The sequence below is a fragment of the Streptomyces sp. NPDC001156 genome (assembly GCF_053598275.1).
Genome location: NZ_JBSFJX010000026.1, coordinates 39578 through 54344 on the forward strand (window position 1 = coordinate 39578; position 14767 = coordinate 54344).

General features: G+C 70.3%; 12 protein-coding genes. 7 read left to right on the top strand and 5 right to left on the bottom strand.

The window, feature by feature from the left end; genetic code table 11:
• The first annotated feature begins 206 nt into the window (after positions 1-206).
• The 6 genes from ACWDA7_RS15940 to ACWDA7_RS15965 all read left to right on the top strand — a co-directional run bounded on the left by ACWDA7_RS15940 (position 207) and on the right by ACWDA7_RS15965 (position 8510).
• Positions 207-2588 (top strand): bifunctional SulP family inorganic anion transporter/carbonic anhydrase, encoded by a 2382-nt coding sequence (locus ACWDA7_RS15940; RefSeq protein ID WP_450604786.1) that lies wholly within the window; start codon positions 207-209, stop codon positions 2586-2588.
• 308 nt (positions 2589-2896) lie between these two features.
• Positions 2897-4852 (top strand): acetate--CoA ligase, encoded by a 1956-nt coding sequence (gene acs / locus ACWDA7_RS15945; RefSeq protein ID WP_450604787.1) that lies wholly within the window; start codon positions 2897-2899, stop codon positions 4850-4852.
• A 261-nt stretch (positions 4853-5113) separates the two neighbouring features.
• Positions 5114-6535 (top strand): Na+/H+ antiporter NhaA, encoded by a 1422-nt coding sequence (gene nhaA / locus ACWDA7_RS15950; RefSeq protein ID WP_450604788.1) that lies wholly within the window; start codon positions 5114-5116, stop codon positions 6533-6535.
• Positions 6536-6708: 173 nt separating this feature from the next.
• Entirely contained in the window at positions 6709-7188 is a 480-nt protein-coding gene (locus ACWDA7_RS15955; RefSeq protein ID WP_432930736.1) for a phage holin family protein, read from the top strand.
• Positions 7185-8135, top strand: coding sequence for an alpha/beta fold hydrolase (locus ACWDA7_RS15960; protein ID WP_450604789.1), 951 nt, complete (start codon positions 7185-7187; stop codon positions 8133-8135). Before ACWDA7_RS15955 ends, ACWDA7_RS15960 begins: the two co-directional genes overlap by 4 nt.
• A 195-nt stretch (positions 8136-8330) precedes the next feature.
• The gene (locus tag ACWDA7_RS15965; protein WP_450604791.1) at positions 8331-8510 is read left to right on the top strand and encodes a hypothetical protein; all 180 of its coding nucleotides are present in this window, start codon (positions 8331-8333) and stop codon (positions 8508-8510) included.
• 39 nt (positions 8511-8549) lie between these two features.
• Here the strand turns inward: ACWDA7_RS15965 and ACWDA7_RS15970 are convergent, their stop codons facing one another.
• From ACWDA7_RS15970 to nth, 3 genes are all read right to left on the bottom strand, one after another.
• Complete coding sequence (locus tag ACWDA7_RS15970) at positions 8550-9749, bottom strand: MarP family serine protease (RefSeq protein ID WP_450604793.1); 1200 nt, start codon at positions 9747-9749, stop codon at positions 8550-8552.
• A 120-nt stretch (positions 9750-9869) separates the two neighbouring features.
• Positions 9870-10556 (bottom strand): NUDIX hydrolase, encoded by a 687-nt coding sequence (locus tag ACWDA7_RS15975; RefSeq protein WP_450604794.1) that lies wholly within the window; start codon positions 10554-10556, stop codon positions 9870-9872.
• 163 nt (positions 10557-10719) lie between these two features.
• Positions 10720-11907 carry an endonuclease III gene (nth, locus tag ACWDA7_RS15980; RefSeq protein ID WP_450604795.1) on the bottom strand — a complete coding sequence of 396 codons (1188 nt, stop codon included), beginning with the start codon at positions 11905-11907 and terminating at the stop codon, positions 10720-10722.
• Between the two features lie 274 nt (positions 11908-12181).
• On the opposite strand from nth, the gene ACWDA7_RS15985 reads away from it, so the two are divergent.
• Positions 12182-12856, top strand: a complete 675-nt coding sequence (locus tag ACWDA7_RS15985) for a Crp/Fnr family transcriptional regulator (RefSeq protein ID WP_030573597.1) — start codon at positions 12182-12184, stop codon at positions 12854-12856.
• Positions 12857-13030: 174 nt separating this feature from the next.
• On the opposite strand, the gene ACWDA7_RS15990 is transcribed toward ACWDA7_RS15985, so the two are convergent.
• Both ACWDA7_RS15990 and ACWDA7_RS15995 read right to left on the bottom strand, forming a co-directional pair.
• Positions 13031-13861: an MBL fold metallo-hydrolase gene (locus ACWDA7_RS15990; protein WP_450604796.1), complete on the bottom strand. Its 831-nt coding sequence runs from the start codon at positions 13859-13861 to the stop codon at positions 13031-13033.
• A gap of 25 nt (positions 13862-13886) precedes the next feature.
• Positions 13887-14756, bottom strand: coding sequence for an NUDIX hydrolase (locus tag ACWDA7_RS15995; protein WP_450604797.1), 870 nt, complete (start codon positions 14754-14756; stop codon positions 13887-13889).
• Positions 14757-14767: the final 11 nt, after the last annotated feature.

Consider the following 14767-nt stretch of genomic DNA (forward strand, 5'->3'; position numbering starts at 1 on the left):
TGAAATGAGTTATTCACCCCATCAGGTGATTTATTGCCCTATTTGATCCGATGTCGAATACATTGCCTTTACTCGGCATTACGATTCATTTACCGAATGTTTGAGATCCCGCCGCTGTACGCCGTGACCCACGGCCGCGTTAGACCCCGGCCCCAGCCGGGGGGCACCAGTTCCGCGACCGCGCCGCACCGGAGGAGACGGGAACCATGCCCGCCTGCGTACCCGCCCGCGCCGCCGAATCGACTCGGACCAAGCGCATGCACCAGCCCCACAGCCCACCGCCGAACCGCCCCCGCCGCTTCCACATCGCGGGCGCCGATCTCTCGGCCTCCATCGCGGTCTTCCTGATCGCTCTCCCACTCTCCCTCGGCATCGCACTGGCCACAGGTGCCCCGCTCCAGTCCGGCCTCGTCGCCGCAGCCGCCGGCGGTATCGTCGCCGGCCGGCTCGGCGGCTCCCCGCTCCAGGTCAGCGGTCCGGCCGCCGGACTCACCGTGGTCACCGCCGACCTCATCCACCGCTACGGATGGCGTACCACGTGCGCCATCACCGTCCTCGCCGGCCTCACGCAACTGGGCCTCGGCTGCCTGCGCGTGGCGCGTACGGCGCTCGCCGTCAGCCCGGCCATCGTGCACGGCATGCTCGCCGGCATCGGCGTCACCATCGCCGTCGCCCAGCTGCACATCGTGCTCGGCGGCACCCCGCAGAGTGCCGTCCTCGACAACCTCCGTGCGCTGCCTGCCCAGTTGGCGCATCTGCAACCGGCCGCCGTGTCGGTGAGCGCGCTGACCCTGGCCCTGCTGTTCGCCTGGCCGCGGATTCCCGGACGCGCGGGAGACCTGCTGCGCAGTATCCCGGCCGCGCTCGTCGCCGTCACCGGCGCCACCGGGGCCGCCTCGCTCGCCGGGCTCACCCTGCCCAGGGTCGATCTGCCGTCCTGGCGCAGCCATGCGTTGGCCGGGCTGCCCGAGGGCCCTGTGCTCGGCATCGCCGCCGCCGTCCTCACCATCACTCTTGTCTGCAGCGTGCAGTCGCTGCTCGGCGCCGTCGCCGTGGACAAGTTGGCGGCCGGGCGGCACCCGCATCTCGGCCGCTCCGACCTGGACCGCGAGCTGCTGGGGCAGGGCGCCGCGAACATCGCCTCAGGGGCCCTCGGGGGACTGCCGCTCGCGGGCGTCGCCGTCCGGAGCTCGGCGAATGTGCAAGCCGGCGCCGTCAGTCGGAACTCCACGATGCTCCACGGCGTTTGGGTAGTGGTAGCCGCGCTGCTCATGGTCCCGGTGCTCGAGCTGATCCCCCTCGCCTCACTCGCCGCTCTGGTGATGGCCATCGGCATCCAGATGGTGTCCCTGCACCACATCCGCACGGTCACCCGTCACCGAGAGGTGCTGGTGTACGCCGTCACCACGCTCGGCGTCGTCTTCCTGGGCGTCCTGCAGGGCGTGGCGTTCGGGATCGCCGCGGCCGTCGCCGTCGCCCTGCACCGCCTGGCCCGCACCCGTATCACGCACGAGGAGAGAAACGGGGTTCATCACGTACGCGTTCGCGGCCAGTTGACGTTCCTCGCGGTACCCCGGCTCAGCCGGGCGCTCCACCTGGTGCCCGCGGGTGCGGACGCCGTCGTGGAGCTGGACGGATCGTTCATGGACCACGCGGCGTACGAGACCCTGCACGACTGGCAGCGGAGCCATCTCGCGCGCAGCGGCACGGTCGCCCTCGCCGGTCGCGCCGGAACGCCCATCACCATGCCCTCGCTCAGCTCGCTTGCCGTCACGGAAGGCCAGCAGCCGGCGGAGGCGTCCACGTGCCGGTGCCGGCCCTGGACGCCGTGGCGCAACCACCAGTGCGAGCGTCCGCCGACCGCACAGTCCGGCGGCCGGCCGGGCACGTCGGAGGCGGGGGCCGGACCGAGCGCGCAGCAGCTCGCGCGTGGGATCAGCGCCTTCCAGCGGAACACCGCTCCACTGGTGCGCGGCGAGCTGGCCCGGCTGGCCCGCGAGGGGCAGCAGCCGTCTCAGCTCTTCCTGACCTGCGCCGACTCGCGGCTCATCACGTCGATGATCACCTCCAGTGGTCCCGGTGATCTCTTCGTGGTCCGCAATGTCGGCAATCTGGTGCCGCTGCCGGGGGCGGAGAGTGGGGACGATTCGGTGGCCGCCGCCATCGAGTACGCGGTGGAGGTCCTGAAGGTGCGGTCCATCACCGTGTGCGGACATTCCGGGTGCGGTGCGATGCAGGCTCTGCTCACTTCGGAGCCCGGCGGCGCGCAGACCCCGCTCAAGCGGTGGCTGCGGCACGGGCTGCCGAGTCTGGAGCGGATGGCCGGACAGGACCGGTGCCGGCCCCGGATCACCGGACGGGAGCCTGCCGACGCGATCGAACAGCTGTGTCTGACCAATGTGGTGCAGCAGCTGGAGCATCTAGGGGCCCATGAGTCCGTGGCCCGGGCCCTGGGCGAGGGGGATCTCGAGCTGCACGGGATGTACTTCCACGTCGGCGAGGCACAGGCGTATCTGCTCGGCGCGACCGACCAGGGTGATGTCTTCGGGCGGGTGGGCGTGGCCGGGGATCTGCGCAGCCCGGCGTGACACCACGGTGGTGCGCGGTCCGGGCGACCCGGGCCGCGCACCCATGTCCGAGGAGGCCGGGCTCCGGTCGAGTCCACCCCTCGTAGACGCGTACCGCCGGCTGGGCGGTGCCGCCGCGCCTCGGGGGTGCGGGGGACATCGCCGAATGAACCGGAGCGTCGGCGTGTACGTGACCTCAGGTGACACGGCTGATCAGCGTCAGGCCTGACAGGTCTAAACCAATTTTCGGCCGACCCTTGTCATCGAGCCCTTCGGTCTGATGAGCTGTGGCCTGGGACGCAACGGACACCCCGGGAAAGGGAGATGTCGTGAGCAACGAAAGCCTGGCCAACCTGCTCAAGGAAGAGCGCAGGTTCGCGCCCCCTGCCGACCTGGCCGCGGGCGCCAACGTCACGGCCGAGGCGTACGAACAGGCCAAGGCTGACAGGCTGGGCTTCTGGGCCGAGCAGGCCCGTCGGCTGACCTGGGCCGTGGAGCCCACCGAGACCCTCGACTGGTCGAATCCGCCCTTCGCCAAGTGGTTCAACGACGGCAAGCTCAACGTCGCGTACAACTGCGTCGACCGGCATGTGGAGGCCGGTCACGGAGACCGCGTCGCCATCCACTTCGAGGGCGAGCCCGGCGACAGCCGCGCCATCACCTACGCCGAGCTCAAGGACGAGGTCTCCAAGACCGCCAACGCCCTGCTCGAACTCGGTGTCAGCAAGGGCGACCGGGTCGCGGTGTACATGCCGATGATCCCGGAGACCGCGATCGCGATGCTGGCCTGCGCCCGCATCGGAGCCGCGCACTCCGTCGTCTTCGGCGGCTTCTCGGCCGACGCCCTCGCCACCCGCATCCAGGACGCCGACGCCAAGGTCGTCATCACCTCCGACGGGGGCTACCGCCGGGGCAAGCCGTCCGCGCTCAAGCCGGCCGTGGACGATGCGATCGAGCGCGTGGACAACGTCGAGCACGTGCTCGTCGTACGGCGCACGGGCCAGGAGATCGCCTGGACCGAGGGCCGGGACGTGTGGTGGCACGAGATCGTCGAGCGGCAGTCCGCGGAGCACACGCCCGAGGCGTTCGACGCGGAGCACCCGCTGTTCATCCTCTACACGTCCGGTACGACGGGTAAGCCCAAGGGCATCCTGCACACCTCGGGCGGCTACCTCACGCAGACGTCGTACACGCACTGGGCGGTCTTCGACCTCAAGCCGGAGAGCGACGTCTACTGGTGCACCGCGGACGTCGGCTGGGTCACCGGGCACTCGTACATCGTGTACGGGCCGCTGGCCAACGGCGCGACCCAGGTCATGTACGAGGGCACTCCGGACACCCCGCACCAGGGCCGGTTCTGGGAGATCGTGCAGAAGTACGGGGTGACCATCCTGTACACGGCGCCGACGGCCATCCGCACGTTCATGAAGTGGGGCGACGACATCCCCGCCAAGTTCGATCTGAGCACCCTGCGGGTCCTCGGGTCCGTGGGCGAGCCCATCAACCCCGAGGCCTGGATCTGGTACCGCAAGAACATCGGTGCCGACCGCACGCCGATCGTGGACACCTGGTGGCAGACCGAGACCGGCGCGATGATGATCTCGCCGCTTCCGGGCGTGACCGAGACCAAGCCGGGTTCGGCGCAGCGGCCCCTGCCGGGCATCTCCGCGACCGTGGTCGACGACGAAGCGAACGAGGTGTCGAACGGAGGCGGCGGCTATCTGGTGCTCACCGAGCCGTGGCCGTCGATGCTGCGCACCATCTGGGGTGACGACCAGCGGTTCATCGACACGTACTGGTCGCGCTTCGAAGGCAAGTACTTCGCCGGGGACGGCGCGAAGAAGGACGACGACGGCGACATCTGGCTGCTCGGGCGGGTCGACGACGTGATGCTCGTGTCCGGGCACAACATCTCCACCACGGAGGTCGAGTCGGCACTGGTGTCGCACCCCGCGGTCGCCGAGGCGGCGGTCGTGGGCGCCGCGGACGAGACCACCGGGCAGGCGATCGTGGCGTTCGTGATCCTGCGGGGCACGGCGTCCGAGGACGACGGTCTCGTCGCCGAGCTGCGCAACCATGTCGGCGCGACGCTCGGCCCCATCGCCAAGCCGAAGCGGATCCTTCCGGTGGGGGAGCTCCCGAAGACACGGTCGGGCAAGATCATGCGGCGTCTGCTGCGCGATGTCGCCGAGAACCGTCAGCTGGGTGACGTCACCACGCTGACGGACTCGACCGTGATGGACCTGATCCAGGCGAAGCTGCCGGCGGCGCCCGGCGAGGACTGAGCAGTCCCCTGGTTCGCGACGGGGCGCCCGGCAGCAGCCGGGCGCTCCGTTTTTCTGTTCTTCGTGCCCGAGCCCTCCCCTACCTCGCGCTCGTGCGTTCACGTTCGCCGTCCGCCTGACCCCGCTTCCGCACGATAAGCGCATATGTAATTCGTATGGGTCAGGTAAAATGATTGACGGGTGTGCCGGGAAGTCTGGTCGGCGAGCCGTCCGCGATCCCGGACGGCGGTCAGCCGTCGTACCGACCCGGAGGTCTTCACCGTGGCCACGCCCCGCACCCGTGACCGCACGTTCCTCGGACGTCTCTCCCTTCCCGAGCGGACGATCGTCACGAATGCGCTGCGCGCCGAGACCGTCGGTGGTGTGCTGCTCCTGCTCGCCGCGGTCGTGGCCCTGATCTGGTCCAACACAGGCGTGCTGCACAGCGCCTACGAGAACATCGGCCACTTCAGCTTCGGGCCCGCCACCCTCGGACTGCATCTGTCCGTCCAGCACTGGGCTGCCGACGGCCTCCTCGCGATCTTCTTCTTCGTCGCCGGCATCGAACTCAAGCGCGAACTGGTCGCGGGCGATCTCCGGGACCCCCGAGCCGCGGTACTCCCCGTGATCGCCGCGCTCTGCGGCATGGCCGTACCCGCGGTCGTCTACGCCCTCACCAACGCTGCCGACGGCGGCTCCTTCGCCGGCTGGGCGGTCCCCACGGCCACCGACATCGCGTTCGCACTCGCGGTCCTCGCGGTCATCGGCACCTCCCTGCCCTCGGCCCTGCGCGCCTTCCTGCTCACCCTCGCCGTCGTCGACGACCTGTTCGCGATCCTGATCATCGCCGTCTTCTTCACGAACCGTCTCGACTTCGTGGCCCTCGGCGGCGCCATGGCCGGGCTCGTCGTGTTCTGGGTGCTGCTGCGCAAGGGCGTACGCGGCTGGTACGTGTACGTCCCGCTCGCGCTGGTCATCTGGGGCCTGATGCACAACAGCGGTGTCCACGCCACCATCGCCGGCGTGGCCATGGGGCTGATGCTGCGCTGCCACCGCCACGAGGACGAGGAGCACTCCCCCGGCGAGTACATCGAACATCTCGTACGGCCCCTGTCAGCGGGGCTCGCTGTGCCGCTGTTCGCCCTGTTCAACGCGGGCGTCGTGATCTCGGGCGGGGCTCTCGGGGACGTCTTCACCAGGCCGGAGACCCTCGGCGTCGTACTCGGCCTCGTCGTAGGGAAGACGGTCGGCATCTTCGGCGGTACATGGCTGGCGGTCCGCTTCACACGCGCCACGCTCAGCGAAGGGCTCGCCTGGGCGGACGTGTTCGCGGTCGCCACCCTGGCGGGGATCGGATTCACCGTCTCCCTGCTCATAGGCGAACTCGCGTTCGCAGGCGACGCCGTGCTCACCGACGAGGCCAAGATGGCGGTCCTCGTCGGGTCCCTCATCGCAGCCCTGTGCGCCACCGTGCTGCTGAAGATACGGAACGCCAAGTACCGCGCCCTGTGTGCGGACGAGGAGCGCGACGAGGACCTCGACGGCATTCCGGACGTCTACGCGGACGACGATCCGGCCTACCACCTGCGGATGGCCGAGATCCTCGAACGCAGGGCCGCCGAGCACCGCAGGCTCGCCGCACTCAAGGGAGCGGTGAGCGGGTCGCCGTCCGACGCCGGGAAGGAGCCGTCCTCCGGTCGCTGACACGTCGCGTCCGGCGGAGGCCGGCGCCGCCCGCCGTCCGGACGCGGACAGCGGCACGCTTGCCGAAGTAGCGGGCGGGGCAAGCGAGCAGAACGACCGTCCGGCATGATCTGACACATCCACACAACTCCGCAGCGGCGCGGAGCAGACACGCAGAGAGCAGGGAGACCGCGATGAGCGCACCCGACGGCAGCCCGGTCGGCGCCGAACGCAGCATCGGCCAGCTGTTCGCCTCGGCGACGACCGAAATGTCCGCGCTGGTGCACGACGAGATCGCGCTGGCCAAGGCGCAGCTCCGGCAGGACGTCAAGCGCGGCGCGACGAGCGGCGGTGCGTTCTCGGCCGCGGGCGCCGTACTGCTGTTCTCCCTGCCCATGCTCAACTTCGCCCTGGCGTACGGGATCCGGACCTGGAGCGGCTGGAACATGGCCGTCTGCTTCCTGCTGTCCTTCGCCGCCAACGTGCTCGTCGCCGCGCTGCTCGCGCTCATCGGCACGGTCTTCGCGAAGAAGGCCAAGAAGAGCAAGGGCCCGCAGAAGGTCGCCGCTTCGATGAAGGAGACCGCGGGCGTGCTGCAGCACGCCAAGCCGCACCCTCGTCAGCCGAACTCGACCGACAAGGCTGCCGAGGCTGTGGCACGCTCGTCCTCATGACGGACCCCGCCACTCCTTCGGCGCAACCCACCTCGGTCGTGCGGCTCGACGTGCCCGGCGAAAAGCAGGTGACGCACCGGGACGTCGCGGCCAACGGCGCACGCTTCCACATCGCGGAACTGGGCGACGGCCCGCTGGTGCTCCTGCTGCACGGTTTCCCACAGTTCTGGTGGGCCTGGCGGCATCAGCTGGTCGCTCTCGCCGACGCCGGCTTCAGGGCCGTGGCGATGGATCTGCGGGGGGTGGGCGGCAGCGACCGTACGCCGCGCGGTTACGACCCGGCGAATCTGGCGCTCGACATCACCGGGGTCGTACGGTCCCTGGGCGAGCCCGACGCCGCGCTCGTCGGCCACGATCTGGGCGGGTACCTCGCCTGGACGGCGGCGGCCATGCGCCCCAAGCTCGTGCGGCGGCTCGTGGTCGCCTCGATGCCGCACCCGCGGCGCTGGCGCTCGGCGATGTTCGGCGACTTCAGGCAGACGGCCGCGGGCTCCTACATATGGGGGTTCCAGCGGCCCTGGATCCCCGAGCGCCACCTCACCGCCGACAACGCCGCCTTGGTCGGACGGCTGATCCGGGACTGGTCGGGCCCGCGACTGCCCGACGACGAGGCCGTGGAGGTGTACCGGCGCGCCATGTCCATCCCGTCGACGGCACATTGCTCGATCGAGCCGTACCGCTGGATGGTGCGCTCGCTGGCCCGCCCCGACGGCATCCAGTTCAACCGCCGTATGAAGCGGCCGGTCCAGGTGCCCACGCTGCATCTCCACGGCTCCCTGGATCCCGTGATGCGTACGAGGAGCGCGGCAGGATCGGGCGAGTACGTCGAGGCGCCGTACCGCTGGCGGCTGTTCGACGGGCTGGGCCACTTCCCGCACGAGGAGGACCCGGTGGCGTTCTCCGCCGAGCTGATCAACTGGCTCCGGGATCCCGAACCCGACCGCTGACCCACGAGCCACATCCGGCGCCCGCCGGATCGGGCCCCGGGGAGATCGCTTGCGACCCCGTTCGGTGACCTCGTGGATGCGCTCGGTGTCCGGACGGGAACGCCCGTTCCCCGACCGGCCACATGCCCGCCGCATAGGCCAATTGGGGGGTGCAGGGGCGGTTATCGACCTTGGGGCGGGGGCAGACGTCGGGGTATGGGCTGGACGCACGACTACAGTGACGCAGCACGCAACCGCAGCTCGGCCGCAGGGCCGGGCTCCCGCGAGAGGGGCGCCCCGCAGCTGGCGGGCACCGACCCCCGCGTGAGCATCCACCACATTCTGCGCCGCCGGGCCCGCTGGGTCTCGGTACGTCTGCGTCACCAACGCGGCTGACCCGGTCTTCCGGAAAGCGGGTGCCCCCGCTCTCCGGAGTCAGAGCGCACAGCTGTCGCTGTCCACCTGCTGATTCGCCGTATGCCCGTTGGAGATGTCCTCCCGGACCTCATCCGCGGTGAGCGCGTACCCCGTGTCGGGGTCGTCGAGGGACTTGGCGAAGACCACTCCGTAGACCCTGCCCTCGGGCGTGAGCAAGGGGCCTCCGGAGTTGCCCTGGCGGACGGTCGCGAACAGCGAGTACACATCGCGGCGGACCGTGCCGCGGTGGTAGATGTCCGGGCCGTTGGCCGTGATGCGGCCACGGACGCGTGCGGGCTGGACGTTGTACGAGCCGTTCTCCGGGAATCCGGCGACGATCGCGTTGCTGCCGCCGGCCGCGTCCTTGGACGTGAACTGCAGCGCCGGCGCATTCAGGTCGGGCACGTCGAGTACGGCGATGTCGCGATGCCAGTCGTAGAGGACGACCTTCGCGTCGTACCTCCTGCCCTCGCCGCCTATCTGGACGGTGGGCTCGTCGACCCCGCCGACCACGTGCGCGTTGGTCATCACGCGACGGTTGCCGAAGACGAAGCCGGTGCCTTCGAGGACCTTGCCGCAGCGCTGCGCCGTACCCATGACCTTGACGATGGACCGCTGTGCGCGCGTGGCGACCTCACTCTTGGCGAGGGCCGGGTCGGGGGGCCGCACCTCGGTGATGGGCTCGTTCGCGAACGGGCTGAAAACCTGCGGGAAGCCGTTCTGCGCGAGGACCGTGGAGAAGTCGGCGAACCAGGTGTCCGCCTGCTGGGGCAGGGCACGGGAGACCCCGAGGAGCACCTTGGAGCTGCGGACCTCCTTGCCGAGCGTCGGCAGCGTCGTACCGGCGAGGGCCGAGCCGATCAGCCAGGCGACCAGGAGCATCGCCACCACGTTGACGAGGGCGCCGCCCGTGGCGTCCAGGGCGCGCGCCGGGGACCAGGTGATGTACCGGCGCAGCTTGTTGCCGAGGTGCGTGGTCAGGGCCTGGCCGACGGAAGCGCAGACGATCACGACGACGACAGCGACGACGGCGGCGGTCGTGCTCACCTTGTGGTCACTCGTCGCCCTGTCCCAGAGGAAGGGCAGCAGATAGACCGCAAGCAGCCCGCCCCCCAGAAAGCCGATCACCGACAGGATGCCGACGACGAAACCCTGGCGGTAGCCGACGATCGCGAACCACACGGCGGCGACCAGCAACAGGATGTCCAGCACGTTCACTGATTCGAGCCTCGCCTCGTCACATTCGGGCCGTCTTCGTCCGGCCGGGGACCCGGCCCGTCACACAACGGCAAGAGGGCACGGCGTCCCCCGGAAAAAGACAGCACGGGGGTCACCTTGTCATGCGCGCCAGTCCAGCGGGACCTGCTTGTCGCGGTCCCAGGGACGCTCCCAGCCCGCGTAGTGCAGCAGGCGGTCGATGACGCCCGCCGTGAAACCCCAGACAAGGGCGGATTCGACCAGGAATGCCGGACCCCGATGGCCACTGGGGTGGACGGTGGCGACTCTGTTGGCTGGATCCGTGAGATCCGCCACGGGCACGGTGAAGACCCGCGCGGTCTCATTGGGATCGACGACACCCACCGGGCTCCTCTCGCGCCACCAGCCGAGGACGGGGGTCACGACGAAGCCGCTGACCGGGATGTACAGCTTGGGCAGCACACCGAAGAGCTGGACACCGCTCGGATTGAGCCCGGTCTCCTCCTCGGCCTCGCGGAGAGCGGCCCGCAGCGGGCCGTCGGCCCTCGGGTCGCCGTCCTCAGGGTCGAGGGCGCCACCGGGGAACGAGGGCTGGCCCGCGTGCGAGCGCAGCGAACCGGCGCGCTCCATCAGCAGCAACTCCGGGCCGTGATCGCCCTCGCCGAACAGGATCAGTACGGCCGACTGGCGCCCCGCACCGTCCTCCGGCGGCAGAAATCGGCTCAGCTGGAGCGGCTCGACGGTCTGCACCGCCCGCACGACCGGGTCCAGCCAATCGGGCAGTCCCTCCGTGTTCAGACGCAGCCGTTCGCCGTCCGTGTCGCTCATGCGATCCGTATTACTCGCGTGTGTCATCGCCACCCCCGTTCTGCCGATCCCAACGCCCGCGGAAGCGTGAATCGTTCCGCACGTCCCCCGTGTGGGTGTCCTGGGATCCGGCCCGCCATGCGCCGTCCCTCGCCTGACCGGCGCGTGCTCCCGCCTCGGCGCCTCACCCGGCCCCCAGCGGTGGCGCAGGCTTGCCGCCCGCGTCCAGATAGGCCTGCGGAGGCTTGAGCCGCTGGCCCGGGAAGCCGCCCTTCTCGTACTTCAGGAGCTTCTTCGCCTTCTCGGGATCGGTCTCGCCCTCCCCGTACGCCGGGCACAGCGGGGCGATCGGGCAAGCGCCGCAGGCCGGCTTGCGGGCATGGCAGATCCGGCGGCCGTGGAAGATCACATGGTGCGACAGCATCGTCCACTCGCTCTTCGGGAAGAGCGCACCGACCGCCGCCTCGATCTTGTCGGGGTCGGTCTGATCGGTCCACTGCCACCGGCGTACAAGCCGCTGGAAATGCGTGTCGACGGTGATGCCAGGGTGGCCGAAGGCGTTCCCCAGCACCACGAAAGCGGTCTTGCGGCCCACGCCGGGCAGCTTGACGAGGTCCTCCACGGTGTCGGGCACCTCGCCGCCGAACTGCTCCACCAGCGCCTTGGAGAGACCGATCACGGACTTGGTCTTGGCGCGGAAGAAGCCGGTCGGGCGCAGGATCTCCTCGACCTCCTCCGGATTGGCCGCCGCGAGGTCCTCGGGGGTCGGGTACCTGGCGAAGAGCCCCGGGGTGGTCTGGTTCACCCGCAGGTCGGTGGTCTGCGCGGACAGGACCGTCGCCACGATCAGCTGGAAGGGGTTCTCGAAGTCCAGCTCCGGGTGGGCGTACGGGTACACCTCGGCGAGTTCGCGGTTGATACGGCGGGCGCGGCGGACCAGAGCTGCGCGTGACTCGTTGCCGGGGGGCTTCGCGGCGATCGTCCTGGCCGGAGCGGCGGCCTTCACGGCGACCGTGCCCTTCTTGTAGACGGCCTCCGGCGTGGCGGCCTTCTTCGCCGAGGCGGCCTTCTTGGCCGCGGTGGCCTTCTTGGCCGCGGCCTTCGCTGCCGGGGTCTTCTTGGCAGCCGTCTTCTTCGCCGCCGGGCTCTTCTTGGCAGCCGTCTTGTCGGGAGCCGTCTTCTTCGCCGATGCCGTTTTTGCGGGCGTGGCGGTCTTGGCCGATGCGGCCGTCCCGGAAGCAGAGGAGGCCGTCTCCGAGGTGGCCTTCTTGGCGGTCGCCTTCCTGGCAGGCCGCTTCGACGGCGCCTGCTCAGGCGTCGCCTTCGCCGTCTTTGCCGTTTTCCTGCCGCCGCCGGGGTCCTGTTCGCCCACAGCGGAATCGCGACGTACAACCACCCGCCCAGCCCCCTTGGCCTGTGCTCTCACGGCGATTTGGACACCCGGCCAGCCTAAAGCCCGGCACCGACATCCGCCCCGGAGCCAGAAGATCGGCCCCCGATTGGACCCCTGCCGCATACCCCGGCACATCCGTGCGGCATCCTTGTGACAGATCACACTGTTTGGACCGTCCGGCAAAATGGGGAACACGGTCCCCTGGTATACGGGGGAGCAAGATCCCCTGAGCAGGTCGACAAGGAGAGAACTCGTGGACGACGTTCTGCGGCGCGCCCCGCTCTTCGCGGCGCTCGATGACGAGCAGGCCGCGGAGCTCCGCGCCTCCATGAGTGAGGTGACCCTCGCCCGCGGCGACTCGCTGTTCCACGAGGGCGACCCCGGTGACCGCCTGTACGTGGTCATGGAGGGCAAGGTCAAGCTTCACCGCACCTCACCCGACGGACGCGAGAACATGCTCGCGGTCCTCGGCCCCGGTGAGCTGATCGGCGAGCTGTCGCTGTTCGACCCCGGTCCGCGTACGGCGACGGCCACCGCGCTGACCGAGGTCAAGCTGCTGGGCCTGGGCCACGGCGACCTCCAGCCGTGGCTGAACGCGCGGCCCGAGGTGGCCGCGGCCCTGCTGCGCGCCGTCGCACGACGGCTGCGCAAGACCAACGACCAGATGTCCGACCTGGTCTTCTCCGACGTGCCCGGCCGTGTGGCCCGCGCACTGCTGGACCTGTCGCGCCGGTTCGGCGTGCAGTCCGAGGAGGGCATCCACGTCGTGCACGACCTCACCCAGGAGGAGCTGGCCCAGCTGGTCGGCGCGTCCCGGGAGACGGTCAACAAGGCGCTGGCGGACTTCGCCGGGCGCGGCTGGCTCCGTCTGGAGGCCCGCGCGGTGATCCTGCTGGACGTGGAGCGGCTGGCCAAGCGCTCTCGCTGACGCCTGGTCCCGGCCGGTACGACCCTGGGCCCCGTCCTCCGAGGAGGCGGGGCCCGTTGTCGTCGCCGTCAGGGCCTTCGCCCGCCCATCCTCACCCCGGCCTGAACGGCCTCGCCGCCGAGCAACGTCTTGCGGCCCGTCGTCGACCAGGTCCGTGAGCGGCTTCCGGGCGCCTCAGATCAGCCCGTGCTCCCGCAGGTAGTCCAGTTGCGCCCGTACGGACAGCTCGGCCGCCGGCCACAGGGAACGGTCCACGCCCGCGTAGACGTGTGCCACGACCTCGTCGGGTGTGCGGTGACCGTTCTCGACCGCGGTCTCGACCTGGGCGAGCCGGTGAGCGCGGTGGGCGAGGTAGAACTCCACGGCGCCCTGGGCGTCCTCCAGGACGGGCCCATGGCCCGGCAGCACGGTGTGGACGCCGTCGTCGACGGTCAGCGACCTCAGGCGGCGCAGGGAGTCCAGATAGTCCCCGAGCCGGCCGTCGGGGTGCGCCACGACGGCCGTACCGCGGCCGAGGATGGTGTCACCCGTCAGGACAGCGCGATCGGCCGGGAGGTGGAAGCTCAGCGAGTCCGCGGTATGGCCCGGCGTCGACACGACGCGCAGTTCCAGGCCGCCGACCGTGACGACATCGCCGTGACCGAGTCCCTCGTCGCCGAGCCGGAGCGCCGGGTCCAGGGCGCGCACATGGGTGCGGGTCAGCTCGGCGAACCGTACGGCGCCCTCCGCGTGGTCCGGGTGGCCGTGCGTGAGCAGCGTGAGCGCGACCTGTTTGCCGGCCTTCTCCACCATGTTGATCACATTGCTCAGGTGTCCGTCGTCGAGCGGCCCGGGATCGATCACCACCGCGAGCTCGGAGTCGGGCTCGGAGACGATCCAGGTGTTGGTGCCGTCGAGGGTCATCGCTGACGCGTTGGGGGCGAGGACGTTGACGGCACGCTCGGTGGCGGGACCCGAGAGGACCCCGCCGCGCGGCTGTCCGGGGAGAGCTGCGGCGTCCGTCATGCGGAGGCACCTTCCGTGGCGTGGTTCATGCGGGCGCTCCACCCGTCGGGATGTGCTTGGTGAACTCGTCGTGGCCGGGCCAGCTCAGCACCACCTCGCCGTCCTCCAAGCGGGCCCGGGCCAGAACCGGGGTCAGATCGCGGTCCGGCGCGATCCGCAGGGCGTCGGCCGCGGTGGCGTAGGGCACCAGCTGGCGCAGCGTCGCGACAGTCGGCGGCATCATGAGCAGTTCGCCCTTGTCGTACGCGGCCGCCGCCTCCGACGGACGGATCCACACCGTGCGGTCGGCCTCCGTGGAGGCGTTCCGGGTGCGCTGCCCCTCGGGGAGCGCGGCCACGAAGAACCAGGTGTCGTAGCGGCGGGGCTCGAACTCTGGGGTGATCCAGCGCGTCCACGCGCCCAGCAGGTCCGAGCGCAGGACGAGCCCCCGGCGGTCGAGGAACTCGGCGAAGGAGAGGTCACGGGCGACCAGCGAGGCGCGGTCCGCCTCCCAGTCCGTGCCCGTGGTGTCCCCCACGACGGTCTCAGGGGTGGGCCCGGCCAGCAGGACACCGGCCTCCTCGTACGTCTCCCGTACGGCGGCGCAGACGATGGCCTGGGCGGACGTCTCGTCGACACCGAGACGGTCCGCCCACCACGCGCGTGCGGGACCCGCCCAGCGGATCATGCGGTCGTGGTCGCGCGGGTCGACACCGCCGCCCGGGTAGGCGTACGCGCCTCCGGCGAAGGCCATGGAGGCGCGTCTGCGCAACATGTGGACGGCGGGGAACCCCTCGGTGTCCCGAAGGAGCATCACCGTGGCCGCGCGCTTCGGGACGACCGGAGTGAGCGTGCCCTCCGCAAGTGCGCGGATCCGCTCTGGCCACTCCGGTGGAAACCACTGCCCATTCCCCATGGACGGAGGCT

Coding starts and splice junctions, on each gene's coding strand:
- ACWDA7_RS15940 (WP_450604786.1), top strand. CDS start 207: ATGCCCGCCTGCGTACCCGCCCGCGCCGCCGAATCGACTCGGACCAAG.
- ACWDA7_RS15955 (WP_432930736.1), top strand. CDS start 6,709: ATGAGCGCACCCGACGGCAGCCCGGTCGGCGCCGAACGCAGCATCGGC.
- ACWDA7_RS15960 (WP_450604789.1), top strand. CDS start 7,185: ATGACGGACCCCGCCACTCCTTCGGCGCAACCCACCTCGGTCGTGCGG.
- ACWDA7_RS15965 (WP_450604791.1), top strand. CDS start 8,331: ATGGGCTGGACGCACGACTACAGTGACGCAGCACGCAACCGCAGCTCG.
- ACWDA7_RS15975 (WP_450604794.1), bottom strand. CDS start 10,556: ATGAGCGACACGGACGGCGAACGGCTGCGTCTGAACACGGAGGGACTG.
- ACWDA7_RS15990 (WP_450604796.1), bottom strand. CDS start 13,861: ATGACGGACGCCGCAGCTCTCCCCGGACAGCCGCGCGGCGGGGTCCTC.
- ACWDA7_RS15995 (WP_450604797.1), bottom strand. CDS start 14,756: ATGGGGAATGGGCAGTGGTTTCCACCGGAGTGGCCAGAGCGGATCCGC.